Annotated in this window: 20 protein-coding genes; 11 read left to right on the forward strand and 9 right to left on the reverse strand. The window is 59.2% G+C overall.

Going from position 1 to position 21,143, the window contains the following annotated elements; translation table 11 throughout:
• The first annotated feature begins 580 nt into the window (after positions 1-580).
• Positions 581-946 (forward strand): DUF6124 family protein, encoded by a 366-nt coding sequence (locus tag ACW9IR_RS19210; RefSeq protein ID WP_457464672.1) that lies wholly within the window; start codon positions 581-583, stop codon positions 944-946.
• Between the two features lie 171 nt (positions 947-1,117).
• Here the strand turns inward: ACW9IR_RS19210 and ACW9IR_RS19215 are convergent, their stop codons facing one another.
• The gene (locus ACW9IR_RS19215; protein WP_016984326.1) at positions 1,118-1,834 is read right to left on the reverse strand and encodes an SIMPL domain-containing protein; all 717 of its coding nucleotides are present in this window, start codon (positions 1,832-1,834) and stop codon (positions 1,118-1,120) included.
• Between the two features lie 236 nt (positions 1,835-2,070).
• Here ACW9IR_RS19215 and ACW9IR_RS19220 point away from each other — a divergent pair, with 236 nt between their 5' ends.
• The 4 genes from ACW9IR_RS19220 (at position 2,071) to ACW9IR_RS19235 (ending at position 6,648) form a co-directional block, all read left to right on the forward strand.
• The gene (locus ACW9IR_RS19220) at positions 2,071-3,333 is read left to right on the forward strand and encodes an ATP-binding protein (protein WP_038357512.1); all 1,263 of its coding nucleotides are present in this window, start codon (positions 2,071-2,073) and stop codon (positions 3,331-3,333) included.
• Positions 3,326-3,886, forward strand: coding sequence for a response regulator transcription factor (locus tag ACW9IR_RS19225; RefSeq protein WP_003221630.1), 561 nt, complete (start codon positions 3,326-3,328; stop codon positions 3,884-3,886). Before ACW9IR_RS19220 ends, ACW9IR_RS19225 begins: the two co-directional genes overlap by 8 nt.
• Positions 3,887-3,982: 96 nt before the next feature.
• On the forward strand, positions 3,983-5,710 hold the full coding sequence (locus tag ACW9IR_RS19230) for an ABC transporter ATP-binding protein/permease (RefSeq protein WP_457464675.1): 1,728 nt from the start codon (positions 3,983-3,985) through the stop codon (positions 5,708-5,710).
• A 191-nt stretch (positions 5,711-5,901) separates the two neighbouring features.
• Positions 5,902-6,648, forward strand: coding sequence for a FadR/GntR family transcriptional regulator (locus ACW9IR_RS19235; RefSeq protein ID WP_180988119.1), 747 nt, complete (start codon positions 5,902-5,904; stop codon positions 6,646-6,648).
• A 7-nt stretch (positions 6,649-6,655) separates the two neighbouring features.
• On the opposite strand, the gene ACW9IR_RS19240 is transcribed toward ACW9IR_RS19235, so the two are convergent.
• Entirely contained in the window at positions 6,656-7,000 is a 345-nt protein-coding gene (locus ACW9IR_RS19240; protein ID WP_457464677.1) for a hypothetical protein, read from the reverse strand.
• Between the two features lie 179 nt (positions 7,001-7,179).
• Positions 7,180-7,560, reverse strand: a complete 381-nt coding sequence (locus ACW9IR_RS19245; RefSeq protein WP_457464679.1) for a hypothetical protein — start codon at positions 7,558-7,560, stop codon at positions 7,180-7,182.
• A gap of 296 nt (positions 7,561-7,856) precedes the next feature.
• Here ACW9IR_RS19245 and kdgD point away from each other — a divergent pair, with 296 nt between their 5' ends.
• From kdgD to ACW9IR_RS19270, 5 genes are all read left to right on the forward strand, one after another.
• A complete protein-coding gene (gene kdgD / locus ACW9IR_RS19250; RefSeq protein ID WP_016984321.1) occupies positions 7,857-8,768 on the forward strand; it encodes a 5-dehydro-4-deoxyglucarate dehydratase in 912 nt (303 codons plus the stop codon).
• A gap of 75 nt (positions 8,769-8,843) precedes the next feature.
• The gene (locus ACW9IR_RS19255; RefSeq protein WP_110719029.1) at positions 8,844-10,289 is read left to right on the forward strand and encodes an aldehyde dehydrogenase family protein; all 1,446 of its coding nucleotides are present in this window, start codon (positions 8,844-8,846) and stop codon (positions 10,287-10,289) included.
• A gap of 143 nt (positions 10,290-10,432) precedes the next feature.
• A complete protein-coding gene (locus ACW9IR_RS19260) occupies positions 10,433-11,794 on the forward strand; it encodes an MFS transporter (protein WP_007915342.1) in 1,362 nt (453 codons plus the stop codon).
• Positions 11,795-11,805: 11 nt separating this feature from the next.
• Positions 11,806-13,359: a galactarate dehydratase gene (gene garD / locus ACW9IR_RS19265; RefSeq protein ID WP_457464682.1), complete on the forward strand. Its 1,554-nt coding sequence runs from the start codon at positions 11,806-11,808 to the stop codon at positions 13,357-13,359.
• Between the two features lie 263 nt (positions 13,360-13,622).
• Positions 13,623-14,564, forward strand: coding sequence for an AEC family transporter (locus ACW9IR_RS19270; RefSeq protein WP_016984178.1), 942 nt, complete (start codon positions 13,623-13,625; stop codon positions 14,562-14,564).
• 108 nt (positions 14,565-14,672) lie between these two features.
• On the opposite strand, the gene ACW9IR_RS19275 is transcribed toward ACW9IR_RS19270, so the two are convergent.
• From ACW9IR_RS19275 to gatC, 6 genes are all read right to left on the reverse strand, one after another.
• Positions 14,673-15,053: a carboxymuconolactone decarboxylase family protein gene (locus tag ACW9IR_RS19275; RefSeq protein WP_016984177.1), complete on the reverse strand. Its 381-nt coding sequence runs from the start codon at positions 15,051-15,053 to the stop codon at positions 14,673-14,675.
• Positions 15,050-16,111, reverse strand: coding sequence for a calcium/sodium antiporter (locus ACW9IR_RS19280; protein WP_175555340.1), 1,062 nt, complete (start codon positions 16,109-16,111; stop codon positions 15,050-15,052). Before ACW9IR_RS19280 ends, ACW9IR_RS19275 begins: the two co-directional genes overlap by 4 nt.
• A gap of 46 nt (positions 16,112-16,157) precedes the next feature.
• A complete protein-coding gene (locus ACW9IR_RS19285) occupies positions 16,158-16,529 on the reverse strand; it encodes a septal ring lytic transglycosylase RlpA family protein (RefSeq protein WP_150792335.1) in 372 nt (123 codons plus the stop codon).
• 148 nt (positions 16,530-16,677) lie between these two features.
• Positions 16,678-18,123, reverse strand: a complete 1,446-nt coding sequence (gatB, locus tag ACW9IR_RS19290; protein WP_007915352.1) for an Asp-tRNA(Asn)/Glu-tRNA(Gln) amidotransferase subunit GatB — start codon at positions 18,121-18,123, stop codon at positions 16,678-16,680.
• Between the two features lie 10 nt (positions 18,124-18,133).
• On the reverse strand, positions 18,134-19,585 hold the full coding sequence (gatA, locus tag ACW9IR_RS19295; RefSeq protein ID WP_457464686.1) for an Asp-tRNA(Asn)/Glu-tRNA(Gln) amidotransferase subunit GatA: 1,452 nt from the start codon (positions 19,583-19,585) through the stop codon (positions 18,134-18,136).
• Positions 19,586-19,601: 16 nt separating this feature from the next.
• Positions 19,602-19,889 carry an Asp-tRNA(Asn)/Glu-tRNA(Gln) amidotransferase subunit GatC gene (gatC, locus tag ACW9IR_RS19300; RefSeq protein WP_007901429.1) on the reverse strand — a complete coding sequence of 96 codons (288 nt, stop codon included), beginning with the start codon at positions 19,887-19,889 and terminating at the stop codon, positions 19,602-19,604.
• A 211-nt stretch (positions 19,890-20,100) separates the two neighbouring features.
• Here gatC and mreB point away from each other — a divergent pair, with 211 nt between their 5' ends.
• The gene (mreB, locus tag ACW9IR_RS19305; RefSeq protein ID WP_002555108.1) at positions 20,101-21,138 is read left to right on the forward strand and encodes a rod shape-determining protein MreB; all 1,038 of its coding nucleotides are present in this window, start codon (positions 20,101-20,103) and stop codon (positions 21,136-21,138) included.
• Positions 21,139-21,143 lie beyond the last annotated feature (5 nt).

Here is a 21,143-nt window from a genome sequence, read left to right on the forward strand (position 1 = left end):
CTCCCTCCGGGAGAGGGCTAGGGTGAGGGGCTTTTGATCTGTTTCAGAATCTGAGTTCGGCTCGGTATTTCACGTCGGCGTAGTTCTCCCAAACACCACGGTCAGTCCCCTCTCCCTTCGGGAGAGGGTTAGGGTGAGGGGCTTTTGATCTGTTTCAGAATATGAATTCGGCTCGGTATCGCATGTCGGCGTAGCTCTCCCAAACACCGCGATCAGTCCCCTCTCCCTCTGGGAGAGGGCTAGGGTGAGGGTTGGCTTTTGACTGTTTAAATCCGTGTCAGATAACCAGAACCTTCCCACAAGATTTTCAGGTTGTCCGTCGGACGTGGGCTCTCTAGGCTCTGGGTGTCGCTGAATGTTCAGTGATCGGGTGTGAGAACCCGCCGAGCTTGAAACTAGCACTAGTAAGACCATAATTGCGGCCGGCTTATTAGCTGTCGCAATGCCTTATGGCGGCTGTGTGCGGGCAGACTTCGGTCTGGCCGGTTTTCTGCTCACCGGTTTCTCACTCCGCACATAGCTGCCACCCTTTGCCACGTGAGAAATGGCTAAGGGCGGCTCGAATGACGAGCAGATTTTCATGAAAGATAAAATTGTCCCCGATCCACCCCTCGAATCCACAACCCCACTCGAAGACGCTATCCGCGCCGACGACCAGGTCAAAACCCGCGAAGCCATCAAACGCGCGCTGGATTTCTACCTCAGCCCCGAGTCCGTCAAACCTAGGCAACCCAGCACGATGTTCCTGATCCAGCCGAACATCGACACCGAAAGCCTGCTGGCGCATGCCTGTGAATCACTGGCGTCGGCGAACACGTTAACCGGTAACTTTGCCGATCAGTTGGGCCGGCCTGAGCGCAATACGGCGTTGGCGATTCAGCAGATCATCATGCTGGCCGAGCTGGCGGTGAATCGGGCGCTGGATCGGGTTGATCCGCAGACCTGAGACCGCGTTATCGTTCTTCGCGAGCAAGCTCGCTCCCACAGGTGGAATGCATTTCAAACTGTGGGAGCGAGCTTGCTCGCGAAGAGGGTGGTTCATCCACAGCAAATCCCAGGCACAAAAAAACCGCCAATCATTCACCGATCGGCGGTTTTTTATTCAGCCCAGATCAAATCACTGCATCAACACTTCAATCGAACCATCAGCGGTCATGCTGACCTGGCTCGTACCCGCTTCAACTTCCGGCGTAACCGGCGCGGAATCCATCGCCGCGGCTTTCATCATCATCGGTGCGCGCAGGTACGGTTGTGGATAACCGTTGCTGTTGAGGTTCAGGTTGACGATTTTGTAGCCCTTGCCGCCCAGTGCATCGGTGGCCAGTTGGGCGCGGGCCTTGAAGGCGGTCACGGCTTCTTTGAGCAACTGGTCTTCACTGGATTTGCGGGTCGGGTCGGCGATGGCGAAGTCCATGCCGCCCATTTTCAGGTCGCCCAACAGTTCGCCGGTGAGTTTGGACAGCGCGGCGAAGTCGGCGCTTTCCAGGCGCAGTTCGGCGCGTTCACGCCAGCCGGTGATCTTCTGGCCTTTGGTGTCGTAGATCGGGTAACTGTTGCGGCTGCCCTGGCGCAGGGTGATGTCTTTGACTTGCTTGGCCTGGGCCAATGCCTTGTTCATGGTGGTGCTGACGTCGGCGGCGAGTTTCGCCGGGTCGGTGTTTTGCTCTTCGGTGTAGAGGGTGACGATCATCAGGTCGCGGGCCACTTCCGTGCTGACTTCGGCGCGCAGGGAAATCTGGTTGTAGTGCAGCTCGTCGGCGGCCAGGGCCGGAAGGCTGGCGATGCTGCCGACGGTCAGGGCGAGAAGGGCGGCGCTGCGGCGGAATGTGTGCATGAAAGCTCCTTGATGAGGGCGCAGGTGATGGTTCGGGGCCTGCGTGAAACCATCAGACTCTATAAAGCAGCTTCAAGTTGCAAGCGTCGAGCTGCAAGCTAAAAGCTTTTACTTGTAGCTTGCAGCTCGAAACTTGCAGCTTGTGCGGTGTGGTCGTTTGCCGCACTTTCGCCTCTCAAGCCCGCGGCTTGGTTATACTCCGTGCGATCCGCCTGGAGCGCTCATCAGGAGAGCTCATGCTCGCCCCCGTACAACTGACTTCCGCCACTCGCCAGAACCTCTGGCGGCTGACTTTCATCCGCACCCTGGTGCTCGCCGCGCAGGCCGGCTCCGTTGGCCTGGCCTACTGGCTGCAATTGTTGCCGTTGCCGTGGGTGCAACTGGCGATGACTCTCGGCTGCTCGACGCTGCTCTGCGTGTTCACCGCTGTGCGCCTGCGTACTTCGTGGCCGGTAACCGAGCTTGAATATGCGCTGCAACTGGCCTGTGATCTGGTGATCCACAGTGCGCTGCTGTATTTCTCCGGCGGTTCGACCAACCCGTTCGTTTCCTACTATCTGGTGCCGCTGACCATCGCTGCGGTGACGTTGCCGTGGCGCTATTCGGTGATTCTGTCCGGCATCGCGCTGGCGCTGTACACGGTGATGCTGACGCGTTTCTATCCGCTGGAAACCTTGCCGGTCGCCCGCGAAAACCTGCAGATCTACGGCATGTGGCTGAGCTTCGCGCTGGCCGCTGCGGTGATCACCTTCTTCGCGGCACGCATGGCTGAAGAGCTGCGCCGTCAGGAAGAACTGCGCGCGATCCGTCGTGAAGAAGGTCTGCGCGATCAGCAGTTATTGGCCGTCGCCACTCAAGCTGCTGGTGCCGCCCATGAACTGGGCACACCGCTGGCGACCATGAGCGTATTGCTCAAGGAAATGCAGCAGGATCACCCCGACCCGATGCTGCAGGACGATTTGAAAGTGCTGCAGGATCAGGTCAAGTTGTGCAAGGAAACCTTGCAACAACTGGTGCGTGCCGCCGAAGCCAATCGTCGACTGGCCGTGGAGATGCAGGACGTCACCGACTGGCTCGACGAAGCGCTGAACCGCTGGCACCTGATGCGTCCGGAGGCCAGTTATCGCTTTCACCGTCTCGGCCAGGGCACGGTGCCGCGCATGGCGCCGCCGCCGGATCTGACTCAGGCGCTGTTGAATCTGCTCAACAACGCCGCCGATGCCTGTCCGGAAAATCTCAAAGTGACCCTGGACTGGGACGCGGAAACGGTGACCATCAGCATTCGTGACCACGGCGCCGGTGTGCCGCTGGCCATCGCCGAACAGATCGGCAAACCGTTTTTTACCACCAAGGGCAAAGGTTTCGGCCTGGGCCTGTTTTTGAGCAAGGCCAGCGTGACACGCGCCGGCGGCTCAGTGAAACTCTATAGTCATGAGGAAGGCGGCACGCTCACCGAGCTGCGCCTGCCCCACGGCGCCCGAGGAGACCAACATGAGTGACGAAATCCAAGTCGAAGGCGAAGAACTGCCGCATTTGCTGCTGGTCGACGACGACGCAACGTTTACCCGAGTGATGGCCCGCGCGATGGCTCGCCGTGGCTTTCGCGTCAGCACCGCCGGCTCCGCCGAAGAAGGCCTGACCATCGCCCAGGCCGATCTGCCTGACTACGCTGCGCTCGACCTGAAAATGGACGGCGATTCCGGTCTGGTGTTGCTGCCCAAGTTGCTGGAACTGGACCCGGAAATGCGCGTGGTGATTCTCACCGGTTATTCGAGCATTGCTACCGCGGTCGAAGCGATCAAACGCGGCGCCTGCAACTACCTGTGCAAACCGGCCGACGCCGACGATGTGCTGGCGGCGTTGCTTTCGGAGCACGCTGACCTCGACAGTCTGGTGCCGGAAAACCCGATGTCGGTCGACCGCCTGCAGTGGGAGCACATTCAGCGTGTGCTGACCGAGCACGAAGGCAACATCTCCGCCACTGCCCGTGCCTTGGGCATGCACCGCCGCACCCTGCAGCGCAAACTGCAGAAGCGCCCGGTTCGTCGCTGAACCTGCGCTGAACGACTATCGCCAGCCCTCGCGATAAAACGCACCGATCATCTATGATCGGTGCGTGTCTGTTCTTTTCTATATTGAGCCTTATCCATGAATCAGAACGCTGAATATTCCGCGGTCAACGATGCTGTGCGCGGACAGTTTTTCCGCAAAGTGTGGGCGATCATCACGCCTTATTGGCGCAGTGAAGAGAAGGGCAAGGCCTGGACGCTATTGATTGCGGTGATCGCCCTGTCGTTGCTCAGTGTGGGCATCTCGGTGTGGTTCAACACCTGGTACAAGGATTTTTACAACGCCCTGCAAAAGAAGGATGAAGCGGCGTTCTGGCGCTTGATTCTGTATTTCTGCGGCATTGCGGCGGTGGCCATTGTCGGTGCGGTGTATCGGCTCTACCTGACGCAGATGCTGACGATTCGCTGGCGGGCGTGGCTTACCGAAAAGCATTTCTCGCGTTGGCTTGCCGACAAGAATTACTACCAGCTGGAGCAGGGCGGTTACACCGATAACCCGGACCAGCGGATTTCCGAAGACCTTAACAACTTCACCTCCAATACCCTTGAGCTGGGGATCGGGCTGCTGCGCAATATCGTCAGTCTGGTGTCGTTCTCGATTATTTTGTGGGGCGTGTCGGGCAGTATCGAAGTCTATGGCATCACCATTCCCGGCTACATGTTCTGGTGTGTGCTGGTTTATGCGGTGGTGGGCAGTTGGCTGACGCATTTGATTGGTCGTCGCTTGATCGGTCTGAACAACCAACAACAACGCTTTGAAGCTGACCTGCGTTTTTCCATGGTGCGGATTCGCGAGAATGCCGAAAGCATCGCGTTGTACAACGGCGAACCGAATGAGAACCGTCGATTGAGCGCTCGCTTCGGGAATGTCTGGCACAACTTCTGGGACATCATGAAAGTGTCCAAGCGCCTGACCTTCTTCACCGCCGGTTACAGCCAGGCGGCCATTATCTTTCCGTTCATTGTGGCTTCGCCGCGTTACCTTTCCGGCAAGATCGAACTGGGTGAACTGATGCAGATCAGTTCGGCATTCGGCAACGTCCAGGAGAGTTTCAGCTGGTTCATCAGTGCGTACCAGAGCCTCGCGTCCTGGCGCGCCACCTGTGATCGTCTGCTGAGTTTCCGTCAGGCCATGACCGACAACGAAGAACGCACGCCAGCAATCGACGTGCAGAATCAGGGCAACGAATTGCAGGTGCACAACCTCGGTCTGGATCTGGCCGATGGTCGTCATCTGCTGACCAATGCCGATATGACTGTGGAACCAGGTGAGCGAGTGATGCTCAGCGGGCGTTCCGGCAGCGGCAAGTCGACGCTGCTACGGGCGATGGGGCATTTGTGGCCAGCGGGGCACGGCAACATTCGTTTGCCGGCAGCGCGCTATTTGTTCCTGCCGCAGAAACCGTATCTGCCGATCGGCACCCTGCGTGAAGCCTTGAGTTATCCACAACCGGGCGACACCTACGCGTCGGCACGTTATGCACAAGTGTTGGACACCTGTCGCTTGCCGCATCTGGTCGCGCGGCTGGACGAAGCCAATCACTGGCAACGCATGCTCTCGCCGGGCGAGCAGCAACGATTGGCCTTCGCCCGTGCGCTGCTTTACGCACCGCAGTGGTTGTACATGGACGAAGCCACTTCGGCGATGGATGAGGAAGACGAGGCGACGCTGTATCAGGCGTTGATTGATCAGATACCGGGGCTGAGTATTGTCAGCGTCGGCCATCGCAGCAGCTTGAAACGCTTCCACCCACGGCATGTGCGGATCGACAGCGGCCATTTGGTTGAACAGACCGTGACTGCCTGATCAATACACATCCCATGTGGGAGCTGGCTTGCCAGCGATGGCGTTGGTTCAGTCGACATCTTCATCGACTGGTATGGCCTCATCGCTGGCAAGCCAGCTCCCACAGGTTTTGTATGGAAATGGAAAGTGATCGTACAACCCGCTTGAGCTATCATGCCTCCAAGCCGAATTTTCGAGACTAGATGCACACCATGGAAAACCTGATCGAAACCCCGCGTCTCCCGCGCAAGCGCCGCAGCCTGGCCCAGGAACTGGTGACGGTGCTGAGCGAGCAGATCCGCGATGGCCTGCTCAAACGCGGTGACAAACTGCCCACCGAGTCGGCGATCATGGAAGCCCATGGCGTCAGCCGCACTGTGGTGCGCGAGGCGATTTCCCGTTTGCAGGCTGCCGGTCAGGTTGAAACCCGCCACGGCATCGGCACCTTCGTACTCGACACGCCAAGCCCGAGCGGTTTCCGCATCGACCCGGCCACCGTCGTCACCCTGCGTGACGTACTGGCCATCCTTGAATTGCGCATCAGCCTCGAAGTCGAGTCTGCCGGTCTCGCCGCGCAACGTCGCAGCGCCGAACAACTGGCAACCATGCGCGCCGCCCTCGATGCGCTCAACGAAAGCGCCGCCCACGCCAGCGATGCTGTGGCTTCGGACTTCGCCTTCCACCTGGAAATCGCCCTGTCCACCGGCAATCGCTACTTCACCGACATCATGACCCACTTGGGCACCAGCATCATTCCGCGTACGCGGCTGAACTCGGCGCGACTGGCTCATGATGATCAACAGCATTACATGGGTCGCCTGAGCCGTGAGCACGAAGAGATCTACGACGCGATTGCCCGTCAGGATTCCGATGCAGCGCGTGCGGCGATGCGTCTGCACCTGACCAACAGCCGTGAAAGACTGCGCCAGGCCCATGAAGAGGCACAGGCGCAGGGGTGACGGGTAATTAAGGTTCGAGTCGAACTGTCAGCACTGGCGACGCGAAAACATTACTGGCGCGGGTAACGCTGTAGTGAAGCTTGGCGTTTGCACCCGGAACGAGGTTTTTCTCAAAAATAGTTTTGGGAATAACGAAGATGACGGGCATTGACGTCGTTGAAGTCAATGTGAAATGAGTCTCGAAGTCGTTGCCGGAAGAGGTTTTTACGTACAGCGCAACGACGTCACCTACAACCGAGTTTTCGTAAGTCACCAATCCGTGAGCGACGCCCTCTAACCTCCCAACAAAAAGAACGTCGTCTTTGGCCTCTTTGAGTACTGGTTTAGCGAGCGCGTTTACTTGTGCAGTCATGATCAAATTCCTTTTCGCTATCTGTTAAACCTTTGAATGAGCGCAAGCGACCGTATGCGGCGGATGCGCGGGCGGAGCCGGTTCGTTACTCCTCAGTCATTAAGCGAGTATTCGAAAATCGCTGGCACCTGTAAGAAATACCAGTTCCGACGAACGGTCACCGCTCCCGCACGACCAGTTCAGCCCTCGATCCGCAACCTCAACACCTCCGAAAACGGCTCCATACTCGACTCATCACAAAACTTGTAGCGCAATTCGACCTCCCTGTTCAGGTACGGACGCAGCGCCTCTTTGGGGATCTGCAACTCGATCCCCGTCAGTTTTTCCATCTCGTCCTCGGCATCGTCCCAAGTGCCAGTGTCCACTTCTTCACCAATCCACTCCGGTTCTTCCGGGTCACCGCCGAGAATCGGGTAAACGCTCCAGTTCGCTGGAAAATCGCTGGAATCCGGGACCTGCATGATCAATACATCGGGTAGCGCGGATAGCTGAAGGGTGAGGGTGTCAGAGGCAGAAGAAGCGATTTGCGCGAGGGTTGGTGCAGCATAATTCACAAACATTTCGGTTTCCTTCGAAGGTCCGCCACGATCCTTCGTGGCAGTTGTCACACCTTACCCGGCGTTTCTCCAACGCTCAGTAAACGAATCTTGACCAGACATTTCCGCGCTAGAACCCTTTAAACACGCGCCTTTGCGACGAGTGTTACCAAGCCTTGCGCAGCTTTGTCCGACAAAAAAACAGCCACAACGATGAAATGCAGTTGACGGTTATTATTTAAGTTGTACGATGACCTACAACTTCAGCGAAGGCTGAACGGACCAATCACAAAAAACGTTGCTACCAGGGTGTTCGAATAATGAATCCACAAGAACTGAAGTCCATCCTCTCTGCCGGCCTGCTGTCTTTCCCGGTGACCGATTTCAACGCGCAGGGCGATTTCAACCGCGCGGGCTACATCAAACGCCTGGAATGGCTGGCCCCGTATGGCGCCTCGGCACTGTTCGCCGCCGGCGGCACCGGTGAGTTCTTCTCCCTTGCGGCCAGCGAATACTCGGAAATCATCAAGACTGCCGTCGATACTTGCGAAACCAGCGTGCCGATCCTCGCCGGTGTCGGTGGTTCGACCCGTCAGGCCATCGAATACGCTCAAGAAGCCGAGCGTCTGGGTGCCAAAGGTCTGTTGCTGCTGCCGCACTACCTGACCGAAGCGAGCCAGGACGGTGTTGCCGCTCACGTTGAAGCCGTGTGTAAATCGGTCAACATCGGCGTAGTCGTTTACAACCGCAACGTTTGCCGCCTCACCGCGCCGCTGCTGGAACGTCTGGCCGAGCGCTGCCCGAACCTGATCGGTTACAAGGACGGTCTGGGCGATATCGAGTTGATGGTGTCGATCCGTCGCCGCCTCGGTGATCGCTTCAGCTACCTGGGTGGTCTGCCGACCGCCGAAGTCTACGCCGCTGCCTACAAGGCTTTGGGCGTGCCAGTCTACTCCTCGGCGGTGTTCAACTTCATTCCGAAAACCGCGATGGACTTCTACCACGCGATCGCCCGTGAAGATCACGCCACCGTCGGCAAGATCATCGACGACTTCTTCCTGCCGTACCTCGACATCCGCAACCGCAAGGCCGGTTACGCCGTGAGCATCGTCAAGGCAGGCGCAAAAATCGCCGGCTATGACGCAGGCCCGGTGCGGGCGCCGCTGACCGATCTGACCGGTGAAGAGTACGAAATGCTCGCCGCGCTGATCGACAAGCAAGGTGCGCAGTAACACCCGACAAAAACGCGGCCGCTGAGTAATCAGCGGCTTTTTGCGTAAAGGCTTTTAGTTTTGAGGGCTGCCCCTGTGACAAATGCAAAATGCTACGACAACTACATCAACGGCGAATGGGTTGCCGGTGCCGACTATTCGGCCAACATCAACCCGTCGGAACTGAGCGACACCATCGGCGATTACGCCAAGGCTGACCTGACTCAGGTTCACGCCGCCATCGACGCCGCCCGCGCGGCATTCCCGGCGTATTCGACTTCGGGTATTCAGGCCCGTCACGATTCGCTGGATAAAGTCGGCACGGAAATCCTCGCCCGCCGCGAAGAACTCGGCACCCTGCTGGCCCGGGAAGAGGGCAAGACCCTGCCCGAAGCCATCGGCGAAGTGACCCGCGCCGGCAACATCTTCAAGTTCTTCGCCGGTGAATGCCTGCGTCTGTCCGGCGACTACGTGCCGTCGGTGCGTCCGGGCGTCAACGTTGAAGTGACCCGCGAAGCACTGGGTGTGGTCGGTCTGATCACTCCGTGGAATTTCCCGATCGCCATTCCGGCGTGGAAAATCGCTCCGGCGCTGGCCTACGGCAACTGCGTGGTGTTGAAACCCGCCGATCTGGTTCCGGGCTGCGCCTGGGCACTGGCAGAAATCATCTCCCGCGCAGGCTTCCCGGCTGGCGTGTTCAACCTGGTGATGGGCAGCGGTCGCGTGGTTGGCGATGCGCTGGTGCAGAGCCCGAAAGTCGACGGCATCAGCTTCACCGGTTCGGTGGGTGTGGGTCGGCAGATCGCGGTCAACTGCGTGTCGCGCCAGGCCAAGGTTCAGCTGGAAATGGGCGGCAAGAACCCGCAGATCATTCTCGACGACGCCGACCTCAAGCAAGCGGTCGAGCTGTCGGTGCAGAGCGCGTTCTACTCCACCGGCCAACGTTGCACCGCGTCGAGCCGTTTGATCGTTACCGCCGGGATTCACGACAAGTTCGTTGAAGCCATGGCCGAGCGCATGAAGTCGATCAAGGTCGGCCACGCACTGAAATCCGGCACCGATATTGGTCCAGTGGTTTCGCAAGCGCAGCTGGAACAGGACATGAAGTACATCGACATCGGCCAGTCCGAAGGTGCGCGTCTGGTCAGCGGCGGTGGATTGGTGACCTGCGACACCGAGGGTTACTTCCTCGCGCCAACGCTGTTTGCCGACAGTGAAGCGTCGATGCGCATCAGCCGCGAAGAGATTTTCGGGCCGGTGGCCAACATCGTTCGCGTAGCTGACTACGACGCGGCGCTGGCGATGGCCAACGACACCGAATTCGGCCTGTCGGCGGGTATTGCAACCACCTCGTTGAAGTACGCCAACCACTTCAAGCGCCATTCGCAAGCCGGGATGGTGATGGTCAATCTGCCGACCGCTGGCGTCGATTACCACGTTCCGTTCGGTGGCCGTAAAGGTTCATCCTATGGATCACGTGAGCAAGGCCGCTATGCGCAAGAGTTCTACACGGTCGTGAAGACCAGTTACATCGGTTCCTGATACACGCAATACCCCTGTAGGAGCTGCCGAAGGCTGCGATCTTTTGATCTCGATCTTAAAGATCGCAGCCTTCGGCAGCTCCTACAGGGAATACCAAAGAAGATTCACCCGCGCATAAAAATAATCAGTGGGAGTACATCTACATGCAATCGTCCAAGCCGACTCACGTCCGCTATTTGATCTTGCTCATGCTGTTTCTGGTGACCACGATCAACTACGCCGACCGTGCCACGATCGCCATTGCCGGCTCCAGCCTGCAAAAAGACCTGGGCATCGACGCAGTCACCCTCGGCTATATCTTCTCCGCATTCGGTTGGGCCTACGTGGCCGGGCAAATTCCCGGTGGCTGGCTGCTCGATCGCTTCGGTTCGAAAAAAGTCTATGCCCTGAGCATTTTCACCTGGTCGCTGTTCACCGTGCTGCAAGGCTTTGTCGGTGAATTCGGCATGTCCACGGCGATCGTTGCGCTGTTCATGCTGCGCTTCCTCGTCGGTCTGGCTGAAGCGCCTTCGTTCCCCGGCAACGCGCGCATCGTCGCCGCGTGGTTCCCGACCGCTGAACGCGGCACTGCTTCGGCGATCTTCAACTCGGCGCAATACTTTGCCACCGTGTTGTTCGCACCGCTGATGGGCTGGATCGTTTACTCCTTTGGCTGGGAGCACGTGTTTATCGTCATGGGGATTCTCGGGATCATCTTCTCGCTGGTCTGGCTGAAAGTGATCTACAGCCCGCGTGAACACCCGCGTATCAACGAAGCCGAGTTCAAACACATCGCTGAAAACGGCGGCATGGTCGACATGGATCAGAAGGGCAAAAAGTCCGACGGTCCGAAGTGGGATTACATCCGTCAACTGCTGACCAACCGCATGATGCTCGGCGTGTATCTGGGCCAGTACTGCATCAACGGCATCACCTATTTCTTCCTGACCTGGTTCCCGGTGTATCTGGTGCAAGAGCGTGGCATGACCATTCTCAAGGCTGGTTTCATCGCCTCGTTGCCGGCAATCTGCGGCTTTATCGGCGGCGTGCTCGGTGGGGTGATTTCTGACTACCTGTTGCGCAAGGGCCACTCGCTGACCTTCGCGCGCAAAGCGCCGATCATTGCCGGCCTGCTGGTTTCCAGCAGCATCGTTGCCTGCAACTATGTTGAAGTGGAATGGATGGTGGTTGGCTTCATGGCCCTGGCCTTCTTCGGCAAAGGCGTTGGCGCACTCGGTTGGGCGGTGGTCTCCGACACCTCGCCAAAACAGATCGCCGGTCTGAGCGGTGGCCTGTTCAACACTTTCGGCAACATCGCTTCGATTACCACGCCGATCGTGATTGGCTACATCATCAGCTCCACCGGTTCGTTCAAATGGGCGCTGGTGTTCGTCGGTGCCAACGCACTGGTCGCGGTGTTCAGCTATCTGGTCATCGTTGGCCCGATCAAACGTGTGGTCCTCAAAGAGCCGCCAACCAACGGCGGTGTTGAAGCCAGCGGTAAATTGTCCCAAGCGCATTCCTGAGGAGCGGCGTCATGCAGTTGATTGAACATTCCGACTCGCCGCGCCACATCCGCCTGCACGAGCGGGACAATGTGGTGGTCGTGGTCAACGACCAGGGCGCCCCGGCCGGCACTGAATTTACCGATGGCCTGGTGACGCTGGAATTTGTGCCGCAGAGCCACAAGGTCACCCTCGAAGACATTCCCGAGGGCGGCCAGGTGATTCGCTACGGTCAGGTGATTGGCTATGCATTGCAGCCGATTCGCCGTGGCAGTTGGGTCAAGGAAGATCAACTGCGCATGCCGACCGCGCCGCCGCTGGACAGCTTGCCGCTGTCCACCGAGGTGCCGGACGCGCAGGCACCGCTGGAAGGTTTCACGTTCGAGGGTTATCGCAACGCCGACGGTACCGTCGGCACGCGTAATATTCTCGGCATCACCACCACGGTGCAGTGCGTCACCGGCGTGCTTGATCACGCGGTGAAACGCATCAAGGAAGAACTGCTGCCGAAGTATCCGCACGTCGATGACGTGGTGGCGCTGACTCATAGCTATGGCTGCGGCGTGGCGATTACCGCCACCGACGCCTACATCCCGATCCGCACCGTGCGCAATCTGGCGCGCAACCCGAACCTCGGTGGCGAGGCGTTGGTGATCAGCCTGGGCTGCGAAAAATTGCAGGCCGGGCAGGTGATGCACGAAGACGATGCTTCGGTGGATCTCAGCGATCCTTGGCTGTATCGCTTGCAGGATTCCAGTCACGGGTTCACCGAGATGATCGAGCAGATCATGGAACTGGCTGAAGTCCGTTTGAAGAAGCTCGACCAACGCCGCCGCGAAACCGTGCCGGCGTCCGAGTTGATCCTCGGCATGCAGTGCGGCGGCAGTGATGCGTTTTCCGGGATCACCGCCAACCCGGCGCTGGGCTACGCCTCGGACTTGTTGTTGCGCGCGGGGGCGACGGTGATGTTTTCCGAAGTCACCGAAGTGCGCGATGCGATTTATCTGCTGACTTCACGCGCCGAAAGCAAAACCGTCGCCGAGGAACTGGTGCGTGAGATGGATTGGTACGACCGTTACCTGGCCAAGGGTGAAGCGGATCGCAGCGCCAACACCACGCCGGGCAACAAGAAGGGCGGGCTGTCGAACATTGTCGAGAAGTCGCTGGGTTCGATCGTCAAATCCGGTAGCAGTGCGATCAATGGCGTGCTGGGCCCGGGCGAGCGTTTCAAGCAGAAGGGTTTGATTTTCTGTGCGACGCCGGCGAGCGATTTTGTCTGCGGTACGTTGCAGTTGGCGGCGGGGATGAACCTGCATGTGTTCACCACCGGGCGTGGCACGCCTTACGGTTTGGCGATGGCGCCGGTGGTGAAGGTGTCGACGCGTACGGAGCTGGCGCAGCGCTGGCCGGATCTGATCGACATCGATGCCGGGCGGATCGCCACCGGGCGCGCGACGATCGAGGAATTGGGTTGGGAGTTGTTTCACTATTACCTGGATGTTGCGAGCGGTAAGCAGCAGACGTGGGCGGAGAAACACAGGCTGCATAACGACATTACGTTGTTTAACCCGGCGCCGATTACTTGATGCGTGATCGGCTTGGCCCTCACCCCAGCCCTCTCCCAGAGGGAGAGGGGGCCGACCGAGTTGTCTTGCGCAATACATCGACCTGAAATATCGAGTTGATTATGGACTCGACAAGCAGTTCTGGATTCAGCGATGTCATTTCAGGTCGATGGATTTCTGCAATATCCCCCGATCGGTTCCCTCTCCCTCCGGGAGAGGGCTAGGGTGAGGGGCTTTTGCTTTATCATCGGCGCCTAACGACGCTCACCCAAGGCTCCCCCGGCATGCTGGCAATTTTCCTCGAAACCCTGAACATCACCGCGCCGGTGTTTGCCATGCTGTTTCTCGGTGTGCTGCTCAAGCGCATCGACTGGATCAACGACAACTTCATCCACACCGCCTCGTCGCTGGTGTTCAACGTCACCATGCCGGCGCTGCTTTTTCTCGGCATTCTGCATGCCGATCTGCACGCCGCGTTGCAACCGTCCCTGCTGATCTACTTCTCCCTCGCCACGCTGGTGAGCTTTGCCCTGGCCTGGGGTTGGGCGATTTTCAAATGCCCGCGTGAAGATCGCGGCATCTATACCCAAGGCGCGTTTCGCGGCAACAACGGCGTCATTGGCCTGGCACTGGCAGCGAGCATGTACGGCGACTACGGGATTTCCCTCGGGGCGATTCTCGCGGCGCTGGTGATCCTGTTTTACAACACGCTGTCGACCATCGTGCTGGCGGTGTACAGCCCGGTGATCAAGTCCGATCCGTGGAGCATCTGCAAAAGCGTGTTCAGCAATCCGCTGATCATTAGCGTGATTGCGGCGGCGCCGTTTGCCTATTTCAAGATCGGTTTGCCGGGATGGCTGGAGACGTCCGGTCAGTATCTGGCGCAGACCACCTTGCCACTGGCGCTGATCTGCATCGGCGGCACGCTGTCGCTGGCGGCATTGCGCAAGAGCGGCAACATGGCGCTCAGTTCCAGTCTGGTGAAGATGGTCGGCTTGCCGGTGCTGGCAACGTTGGGGGCTTGGTTGTGGGGCTTTCGTGGGGCGGAGTTGGGGATACTGTTTCTGTATTTCGGCAGTCCGACGGCGGCGGCGAGTTTCGTCATGGCCCGCGCGGCGCAGGGCAATCATGAATTGGCGGCGGCGATTATCGTGATGACCACGTTGATGGCGGCGATCACAACTAACGTCGGGATCTTTGTTTTGCAGTGGGGTGGGTGGATCTAGCCTGGATCTTGGGTTGCTCTCCCGGGCCTCTTCGCGAGCAAGCTCGCTCCCACATTTGAAATGCAATCCAATGTGGGAGCGAGCTTGCTCGCGAAGGCGTCAGTTCAATCATTCAGGTTTCTGATACGTATCGATCACTTCCTGCGCCGCGCGAAACGCATCAATCGCCGCCGGTACCCCGGCATACACCGCGCAATGCAGCAGCGCCTCACGAATCTCATCCACGGTGCAGCCATTGTTCAGCGCACCGCGCACATGGCCCTTCAGCTCTTGCGGACACTTCAACGCCGTCAGCGCGGCGAGGGTGATCAGGCTGCGGGTTTTCAGCGGCAGGCCTTCACGATTCCACACGCCACCCCAGGCATGTTCATTGACGAAATCCTGCAGCGGCTGGGTGAACTCGGTGGCGTTGCCCAAGGCGCGATCAACAAACGCATCGCCCATTACCTGGCGACGGACTTCAACCCCGGACTTCTTCGATTCGGTCATGGTTTTTCACTCTTGTGGTGTTGGCGGCGCCAGGCGCGGATCGACGTGAACAACAAGAACGTCAGCAGCGTTGGCAGGACATAAAACAACATCATTCGCTCAAGCTTGCCGGCCAGGGGCATGCCGGTGGTGAACGACACCACGTGCAGCCCATAGGCCAGATACAAACCGAGCAGCAACAGACCTTCGGCCCGCGTCACGCGGTAGCCGGAATAGAACACCGGCAGGCACAGCGCCGCGACACCGAGCATCACCGGCAGGTCGAAATCCAGCGCGTTCGGCGACACCGACAACGGCGTCGGTGCGATCAGCGCGGTGAGGCCGAGCACGCCGAGCAGGTTGAACAGGTTGGCACCGATCACGTTGCCCACGGCGATATCGCGTTGCCCACGCAGTGCGGCGATCAGTGAGGTCGCCAGTTCCGGCAGCGAAGTGCCGACGGCGACCACGGTCAGGCCGATTACCCGCTCGGAGAAACCAAGGTCGGTGGCCACCACGACGGCGGCGCCGAGCAATAGATGCCCGGCGAACACCAGCATCGCCAGACCGATAACGATCATCAGCAAACTGCCGATCCAGGAGGCCTGCGCAGCTTGAGGCTGTTCTGAATGTGGCCGCGTCGAGTGCCGTGACTGGCGCAACAGTAAGCCGAGATACAGCGCCAATGCGCCCAACAACAGAATGCCGTCGAAGCGTCCGATTTCTTCATTCCACGCCAATATGAACACCAGCAGACTGGCGCCGATCATCAACGGAATGTCGAGGCGCACCAGTTGCCGGGAGACGCGCAGCGGAATGATCAGTGCCGACAGGCCGAGGGTGACGAGGATGTTGAAGATGCTGCTGCCAACCACGCTGCCGACCGCAATATCGGGGTTGTGCGCCAACGCCGCTTGCACGCTGACGGCCATTTGCGGTGCGCTGCTGCCGAGGGCGACGATGGTCAGGCCGATGATCAGCGGCCGTACATGCAGACGCGCCGCCAGACGCACTGCTGCGCGCACCATCAATTCGGCGCCAAAGATCAGCAGGCACAGACCGGCCAGCAGTTCGATCACGCTGATCAGGGGTAAGTCGGCTAATCCGAAAATGGTCAGCGCTCCATCAGTCGAGGGCCTGCACGCGAACCCGTGCGGTGCCGCTGCGCAGCATGCCGAGCTGCTCGGCGGCCTCGCGGGAGACGTCGATCAGGCGTCCACGGGTATGCGGGCCACGATCATTGATACGGACCACGACAGATTCATCGTTTTTCAGATTGGTGACCTTCACCCGTGTGCCGAAGGGTAACTGGCGATGGGCGGCGGTCAGGGAATTCTGGTTGAACGCTTCGCCACTGGCGGTGCGTTTACCGTGGTGCCTGGCACCGTAATAAGAGGCGACGCCGGTCTGGTCGTAACCGTGCGGGTCGATGGTATCGGTGCTGGCGCAACCGGCCAGTAAAGAGAGCAGGGCAAAAAGGCTGAGCAGACGCTTCATTCAAGGTTTCCCAAAAACAAATGTAGGAGTGAGCCTGCTCGCGATAGCGCAATGTCAGGCACCGGAAAAGTGACTGTCAAATCGCTATCGCGAGCAGGCTCACTCCTACAGGAGACGGAGCCAGGCTTTGGATCTGGCTCCATTGTGGTCAGCCTTCGAGCTTGCTTTTCAGCAGTTCGTTCACTTGCTGCGGGTTGGCTTTGCCTTTCGACGCTTTCATCGCCTGACCGACGAAGAAGCCGAACATCTTGCCGCGCTTGGCTTCATCCGCCGCACGGTATTGTTCAACCTGCTCGGCGTTAGCCGCGAGCATTTCGTCCAGTACCGCCGAGATCGCACCGCTGTCGGTAACCTGCTTCAGGCCACGTTTTTCGATGATCTCGTCCGCGCTGCCTTCACCGTTGGCCATCGCTTCGAACACCACTTTGGCGATCTTGCCGGAGATGGTGTTGTCCTTGATGCGCTGCAACATGCCGCCCAACAGCTCGGCAGAAACCGGCGACTCGTCGATGTCCAGGCCTTGCTTGTTGAGCAGACTGCCCAACTCGACCATCACCCAGTTCGCCGCCAGTTTGGCGTCGCCGCCGATGGCTGCGACCTTCTCGAAGTAGTCCGCCTGCTCACGGCTGGTGGCCAGCACGTTGGCGTCGTACGCCGACAGACCGAACTGGCTCTGGAAGCGCTCGCGCTTTTGCGGTGGCAGTTCCGGCAGGGTGGCGCGCACCTCGCCGAGGAACGACTCTTCGATGACCACCGGCAGCAGGTCTGGATCGGGGAAGTAACGGTAGTCGTTGGCTTCTTCTTTCGAACGCATCGGACGGGTTTCGTCCTTGTTCGGATCGTACAGACGGGTCTGCTGGATCACTTTGCCGCCGTCTTCGATCAGCTCGATCTGACGCTGGATCTCGGAGTTGATCGCCTTCTCGATAAAGCGGAACGAGTTGACGTTCTTGATCTCGCAACGCGTGCCGAACTCAACCTGGCCTTTCGGACGGATCGACACGTTGCAGTCGCAACGCAGCGAGCCTTCGGCCATGTTGCCGTCGCAGATGCCCAGATAACGTACCAACGCGTGGATCGCCTTGACGTAAGCCACGGCTTCCTTGGCGCTGCGCATGTCCGGCTCGGAAACGATTTCCAGCAGCGGCGTGCCGGCACGGTTCAGGTCGATGCCGGTGGCACCGTTGAATTCTTCGTGCAGGCTCTTGCCAGCGTCTTCTTCCAGGTGCGCGCGGGTGATGCCGACACGTTTGACGGTGCCGTCTTCCAGGGCGATATCCAGGTGGCCCTTGCCGACGATCGGCAATTCCATCTGGCTGATCTGGTAGCCCTTCGGCAGGTCCGGGTAGAAGTAGTTCTTGCGGGCGAACACGTTGTGCTGACCGATCTCGGCGTCAATCGCCAGACCGAACATCACCGCCATGCGCACCGCTTCCTGGTTCAGTACCGGCAACACGCCGGGCATGCCCAGGTCGATCAGGCTGGCCTGAGTGTTCGGCTCCGAACCGAATGTGGTGGAACTACCGGAAAAGATTTTCGACCGGGTAGTGAGCTGAGTGTGAATCTCCAGCCCGATCACGACTTCCCATTGCATGTGTGTCTCCTCAGAAGCCGGTTGGGGTGCGGGTGTGCCAGTCAGTGTTGAGCTGATACTGGTGAGCAACGTTCAACAGGCGACCTTCCTGGAAATACGGCGCGAGCAACTGCACGCCAACCGGCAGACCGTCGACAAAACCGGCCGGCATCGACAGGCCCGGCAGGCCCGCGAGGTTGGCGGTGATGGTGTAGACGTCTTCCAGATAGGCAGCGACCGGGTCGCTGTTCTTGGCGCCAAGCTTCCAGGCCGGGTTCGGCGTGGTCGGGCCGAGGATGATGTCGACTTCATTAAAGGCAGCCATGAAATCGTTCTTCACCAGGCGACGGATCTTCTGCGCTTTCAGGTAGTAGGCGTCGTAGTAACCGGCGGACAGCGCGTAGGCACCGACCATGATCCGGCGCTGTACTTCCGGGCCGAAGCCTTCGCCACGCGAGCGTTTGTACAGGTCGATCAGGTCTTTCGGTTGCTCGCAGCGATGGCCGAAACGCACGCCGTCGAAACGCGACAGGTTCGAGGAGGCCTCTGCCGGGGCGATCACGTAGTACGCAGGGATCGCGTGCTGCATGTTCGGCAGGCTGATTTCCTTGATCACGGCACCGAGCTTCTGCAGCTCTTTGATGCTGTTCTGGATCAGCTCGGCGATACGCGGGTCGAGACCGGCGCTGAAGTATTCCTTCGGCACGCCAATGCGCAGGCCTTGCAGCGAATCGCCCAGGCTGGCCGAGTAATCCGGCACCGGCTCATCGATGCTGGTGGAGTCGTTCTGATCGAAGCCAGCCATACCTTGCAACAAAATTGCGCAGTCTTCGGCCGTGCGCGCCAACGGGCCGCCCTGATCAAGGCTGGAGGCGTAAGCAATCATGCCCCAGCGCGAAACACGACCGTAGGTCGGTTTCAGGCCGGTGAGGTTGGTGAACGCAGCTGGCTGACGGATCGAGCCGCCGGTGTCGGTGGCCGTGGCCGCAGGCAACAGACGAGCGGCTACTGCCGCCGCTGAACCGCCGGACGAACCGCCCGGTACGTGTTCCAGGTTCCACGGGTTTTTCACCGCGCCGTACCAGCTCGACTCGTTGGCCGAACCCATGGCGAATTCGTCCATGTTGGTCTTGCCCAGGGTCACCGCGCCGGCAGCCGCCAGTTTCGCGACCACGGTGGCGTCGTACGGGGCTTTGAAGTTGTCGAGCATCTTCGAGCCGCAGCTGGTGCGAATGCCCTGGGTGCAGAACAGGTCTTTGTGAGCGATCGGCGCGCCGAGCAGGGCGCCGCTCTCACCATTGGCGCGGCGGGTATCGGCGGCTTTCGCCTGCTCGAGGGCCAGCGCTTCGGTGAGGCTGATAAAACTGTTGAGCTGCGGATCGAGCTGGGTAATGCGCGCCAGCAGGACTTTGGTCAGCTCTTCGGAGGAAAACTTTTTATCGGCGAGACCGCGGGCGATCTCGGCCAGAGTCATTTGATGCATTGCAGGCTCTTTCCCTTTAGTCGATGACTTTCGGAACCAGATACAGGCCGTTTTCGACCGCTGGTGCGATGGACTGGTAGGCCTCGCGGTGATTGGTCTCGGTCACAACGTCGGCGCGCAGGCGCTGACTGGCTTCCAGCGGGTGGGCCAGAGGCTCGATTCCGTCGGTATTAACAGCCTGCATTTCGTCGACCAGACCGAGAATGCTGTTGAGAGCGGAAGTAATGTGTGGAAGATCGGCATCATTGAGGCCAAGGCAGGCCAGATGAGCGATTTTTTCCACGTCGGAGCGTTCTAGCGCCATCGGGATTCTCCTGTGGAAAACAGAACGGACGGCGTCCGTGTGTTAGATTGTCGGAACACTACCGCACTTCTACGGTCATAAGGCCGCGATTGTGGGGCTTGGTGCACAGAAAAGCGGCCAATTTAACATATTGGCGCCTTGCCCAAAATCCCTGTCGTTGTTAGAGTTTGCCGCACTTTTTTACCCACGCGTTGCCTAGGGTCCCTTTCCCATGTTCAAGAAACTGCGTGGCATGTTTTCCAGCGATCTTTCCATTGACCTGGGCACTGCCAACACCCTTATTTACGTGCGCGAGCGCGGTATCGTCCTGAATGAGCCATCGGTTGTGGCCATTCGGACACACGGTAACCAGAAAAGTGTCGTTGCTGTCGGCACCGAGGCCAAGCGCATGCTCGGCCGTACGCCGGGCAACATTGCTGCCATTCGTCCGATGAAGGACGGCGTGATCGCCGACTTCAGCGTCTGCGAAAAGATGCTGCAATACTTTATTAACAAGGTTCACGAAAACAGCTTTCTGCAGCCTAGCCCTCGTGTGCTGATCTGCGTTCCATGCAAATCCACTCAGGTTGAGCGTCGTGCCATCCGTGAATCGGCCCTTGGTGCCGGTGCGCGTGAGGTGTTCCTGATCGAAGAGCCAATGGCTGCTGCGATCGGTGCCGGCCTGCCGGTCGAAGAAGCGCGCGGTTCGATGGTCGTGGATATCGGCGGTGGTACTACCGAAATCGCGCTGATCTCCCTGAACGGTGTGGTCTATGCCGAATCCGTCCGCGTTGGCGGCGACCGCTTCGACGAAGCGATCATCACCTACGTGCGCCGTAACTACGGCAGCCTGATCGGTGAGTCCACCGCTGAGCGCATCAAACAGGAAATCGGCACCGCCTACCCGGGCGGCGAAGTTCGCGAAGTCGACGTTCGCGGTCGCAACCTGGCCGAAGGCGTTCCACGCGCATTCACCCTGAACTCCAACGAAGTACTGGAAGCTCTGCAAGAGTCTCTGGCGACCATCGTTCAGGCTGTGAAAAGCGCGCTGGAGCAATCGCCGCCGGAACTGGCTTCCGACATCGCCGAGCGTGGCCTGGTGCTGACCGGTGGTGGCGCATTGCTGCGTGACCTCGACAAGTTGCTGGCCCAGGAAACCGGTCTGCCAGTGATCGTTGCCGAAGATCCGCTGACCTGTGTTGCTCGCGGCGGTGGCCGTGCATTGGAAATGATGGATAAGCACACCATGGACCTGCTCTCGAGCGAATAAGTCGC

Source organism: Pseudomonas sp. SDT291_1_S447, assembly GCF_054070155.1.

Excerpts from the sequence above, each read along its gene's own strand:
- gatB (WP_007915352.1), bottom strand. The coding sequence starts at position 18,123 with ATGCAATGGGAAGTCGTGATCGGGCTGGAGATTCACACTCAGCTCACT.
- ACW9IR_RS19210 (WP_457464672.1), top strand. The coding sequence starts at position 581 with ATGAAAGATAAAATTGTCCCCGATCCACCCCTCGAATCCACAACCCCA.
- ACW9IR_RS19245 (WP_457464679.1), bottom strand. The coding sequence starts at position 7,560 with ATGTTTGTGAATTATGCTGCACCAACCCTCGCGCAAATCGCTTCTTCT.
- ACW9IR_RS19285 (WP_150792335.1), bottom strand. The coding sequence starts at position 16,529 with ATGAAGCGTCTGCTCAGCCTTTTTGCCCTGCTCTCTTTACTGGCCGGT.
- ACW9IR_RS19215 (WP_016984326.1), bottom strand. The coding sequence starts at position 1,834 with ATGCACACATTCCGCCGCAGCGCCGCCCTTCTCGCCCTGACCGTCGGC.
- ACW9IR_RS19235 (WP_180988119.1), top strand. The coding sequence starts at position 5,902 with ATGGAAAACCTGATCGAAACCCCGCGTCTCCCGCGCAAGCGCCGCAGC.
- ACW9IR_RS19240 (WP_457464677.1), bottom strand. The coding sequence starts at position 7,000 with ATGACTGCACAAGTAAACGCGCTCGCTAAACCAGTACTCAAAGAGGCC.
- ACW9IR_RS19220 (WP_038357512.1), top strand. The coding sequence starts at position 2,071 with ATGCTCGCCCCCGTACAACTGACTTCCGCCACTCGCCAGAACCTCTGG.
- mreB (WP_002555108.1), top strand. The coding sequence starts at position 20,101 with ATGTTCAAGAAACTGCGTGGCATGTTTTCCAGCGATCTTTCCATTGAC.
- ACW9IR_RS19270 (WP_016984178.1), top strand. The coding sequence starts at position 13,623 with ATGCTGGCAATTTTCCTCGAAACCCTGAACATCACCGCGCCGGTGTTT.
- ACW9IR_RS19230 (WP_457464675.1), top strand. The coding sequence starts at position 3,983 with ATGAATCAGAACGCTGAATATTCCGCGGTCAACGATGCTGTGCGCGGA.
- gatC (WP_007901429.1), bottom strand. The coding sequence starts at position 19,889 with ATGGCGCTAGAACGCTCCGACGTGGAAAAAATCGCTCATCTGGCCTGC.
- kdgD (WP_016984321.1), top strand. The coding sequence starts at position 7,857 with ATGAATCCACAAGAACTGAAGTCCATCCTCTCTGCCGGCCTGCTGTCT.
- gatA (WP_457464686.1), bottom strand. The coding sequence starts at position 19,585 with ATGCATCAAATGACTCTGGCCGAGATCGCCCGCGGTCTCGCCGATAAA.
- garD (WP_457464682.1), top strand. The coding sequence starts at position 11,806 with ATGCAGTTGATTGAACATTCCGACTCGCCGCGCCACATCCGCCTGCAC.
- ACW9IR_RS19225 (WP_003221630.1), top strand. The coding sequence starts at position 3,326 with ATGAGTGACGAAATCCAAGTCGAAGGCGAAGAACTGCCGCATTTGCTG.
- ACW9IR_RS19260 (WP_007915342.1), top strand. The coding sequence starts at position 10,433 with ATGCAATCGTCCAAGCCGACTCACGTCCGCTATTTGATCTTGCTCATG.
- ACW9IR_RS19275 (WP_016984177.1), bottom strand. The coding sequence starts at position 15,053 with ATGACCGAATCGAAGAAGTCCGGGGTTGAAGTCCGTCGCCAGGTAATG.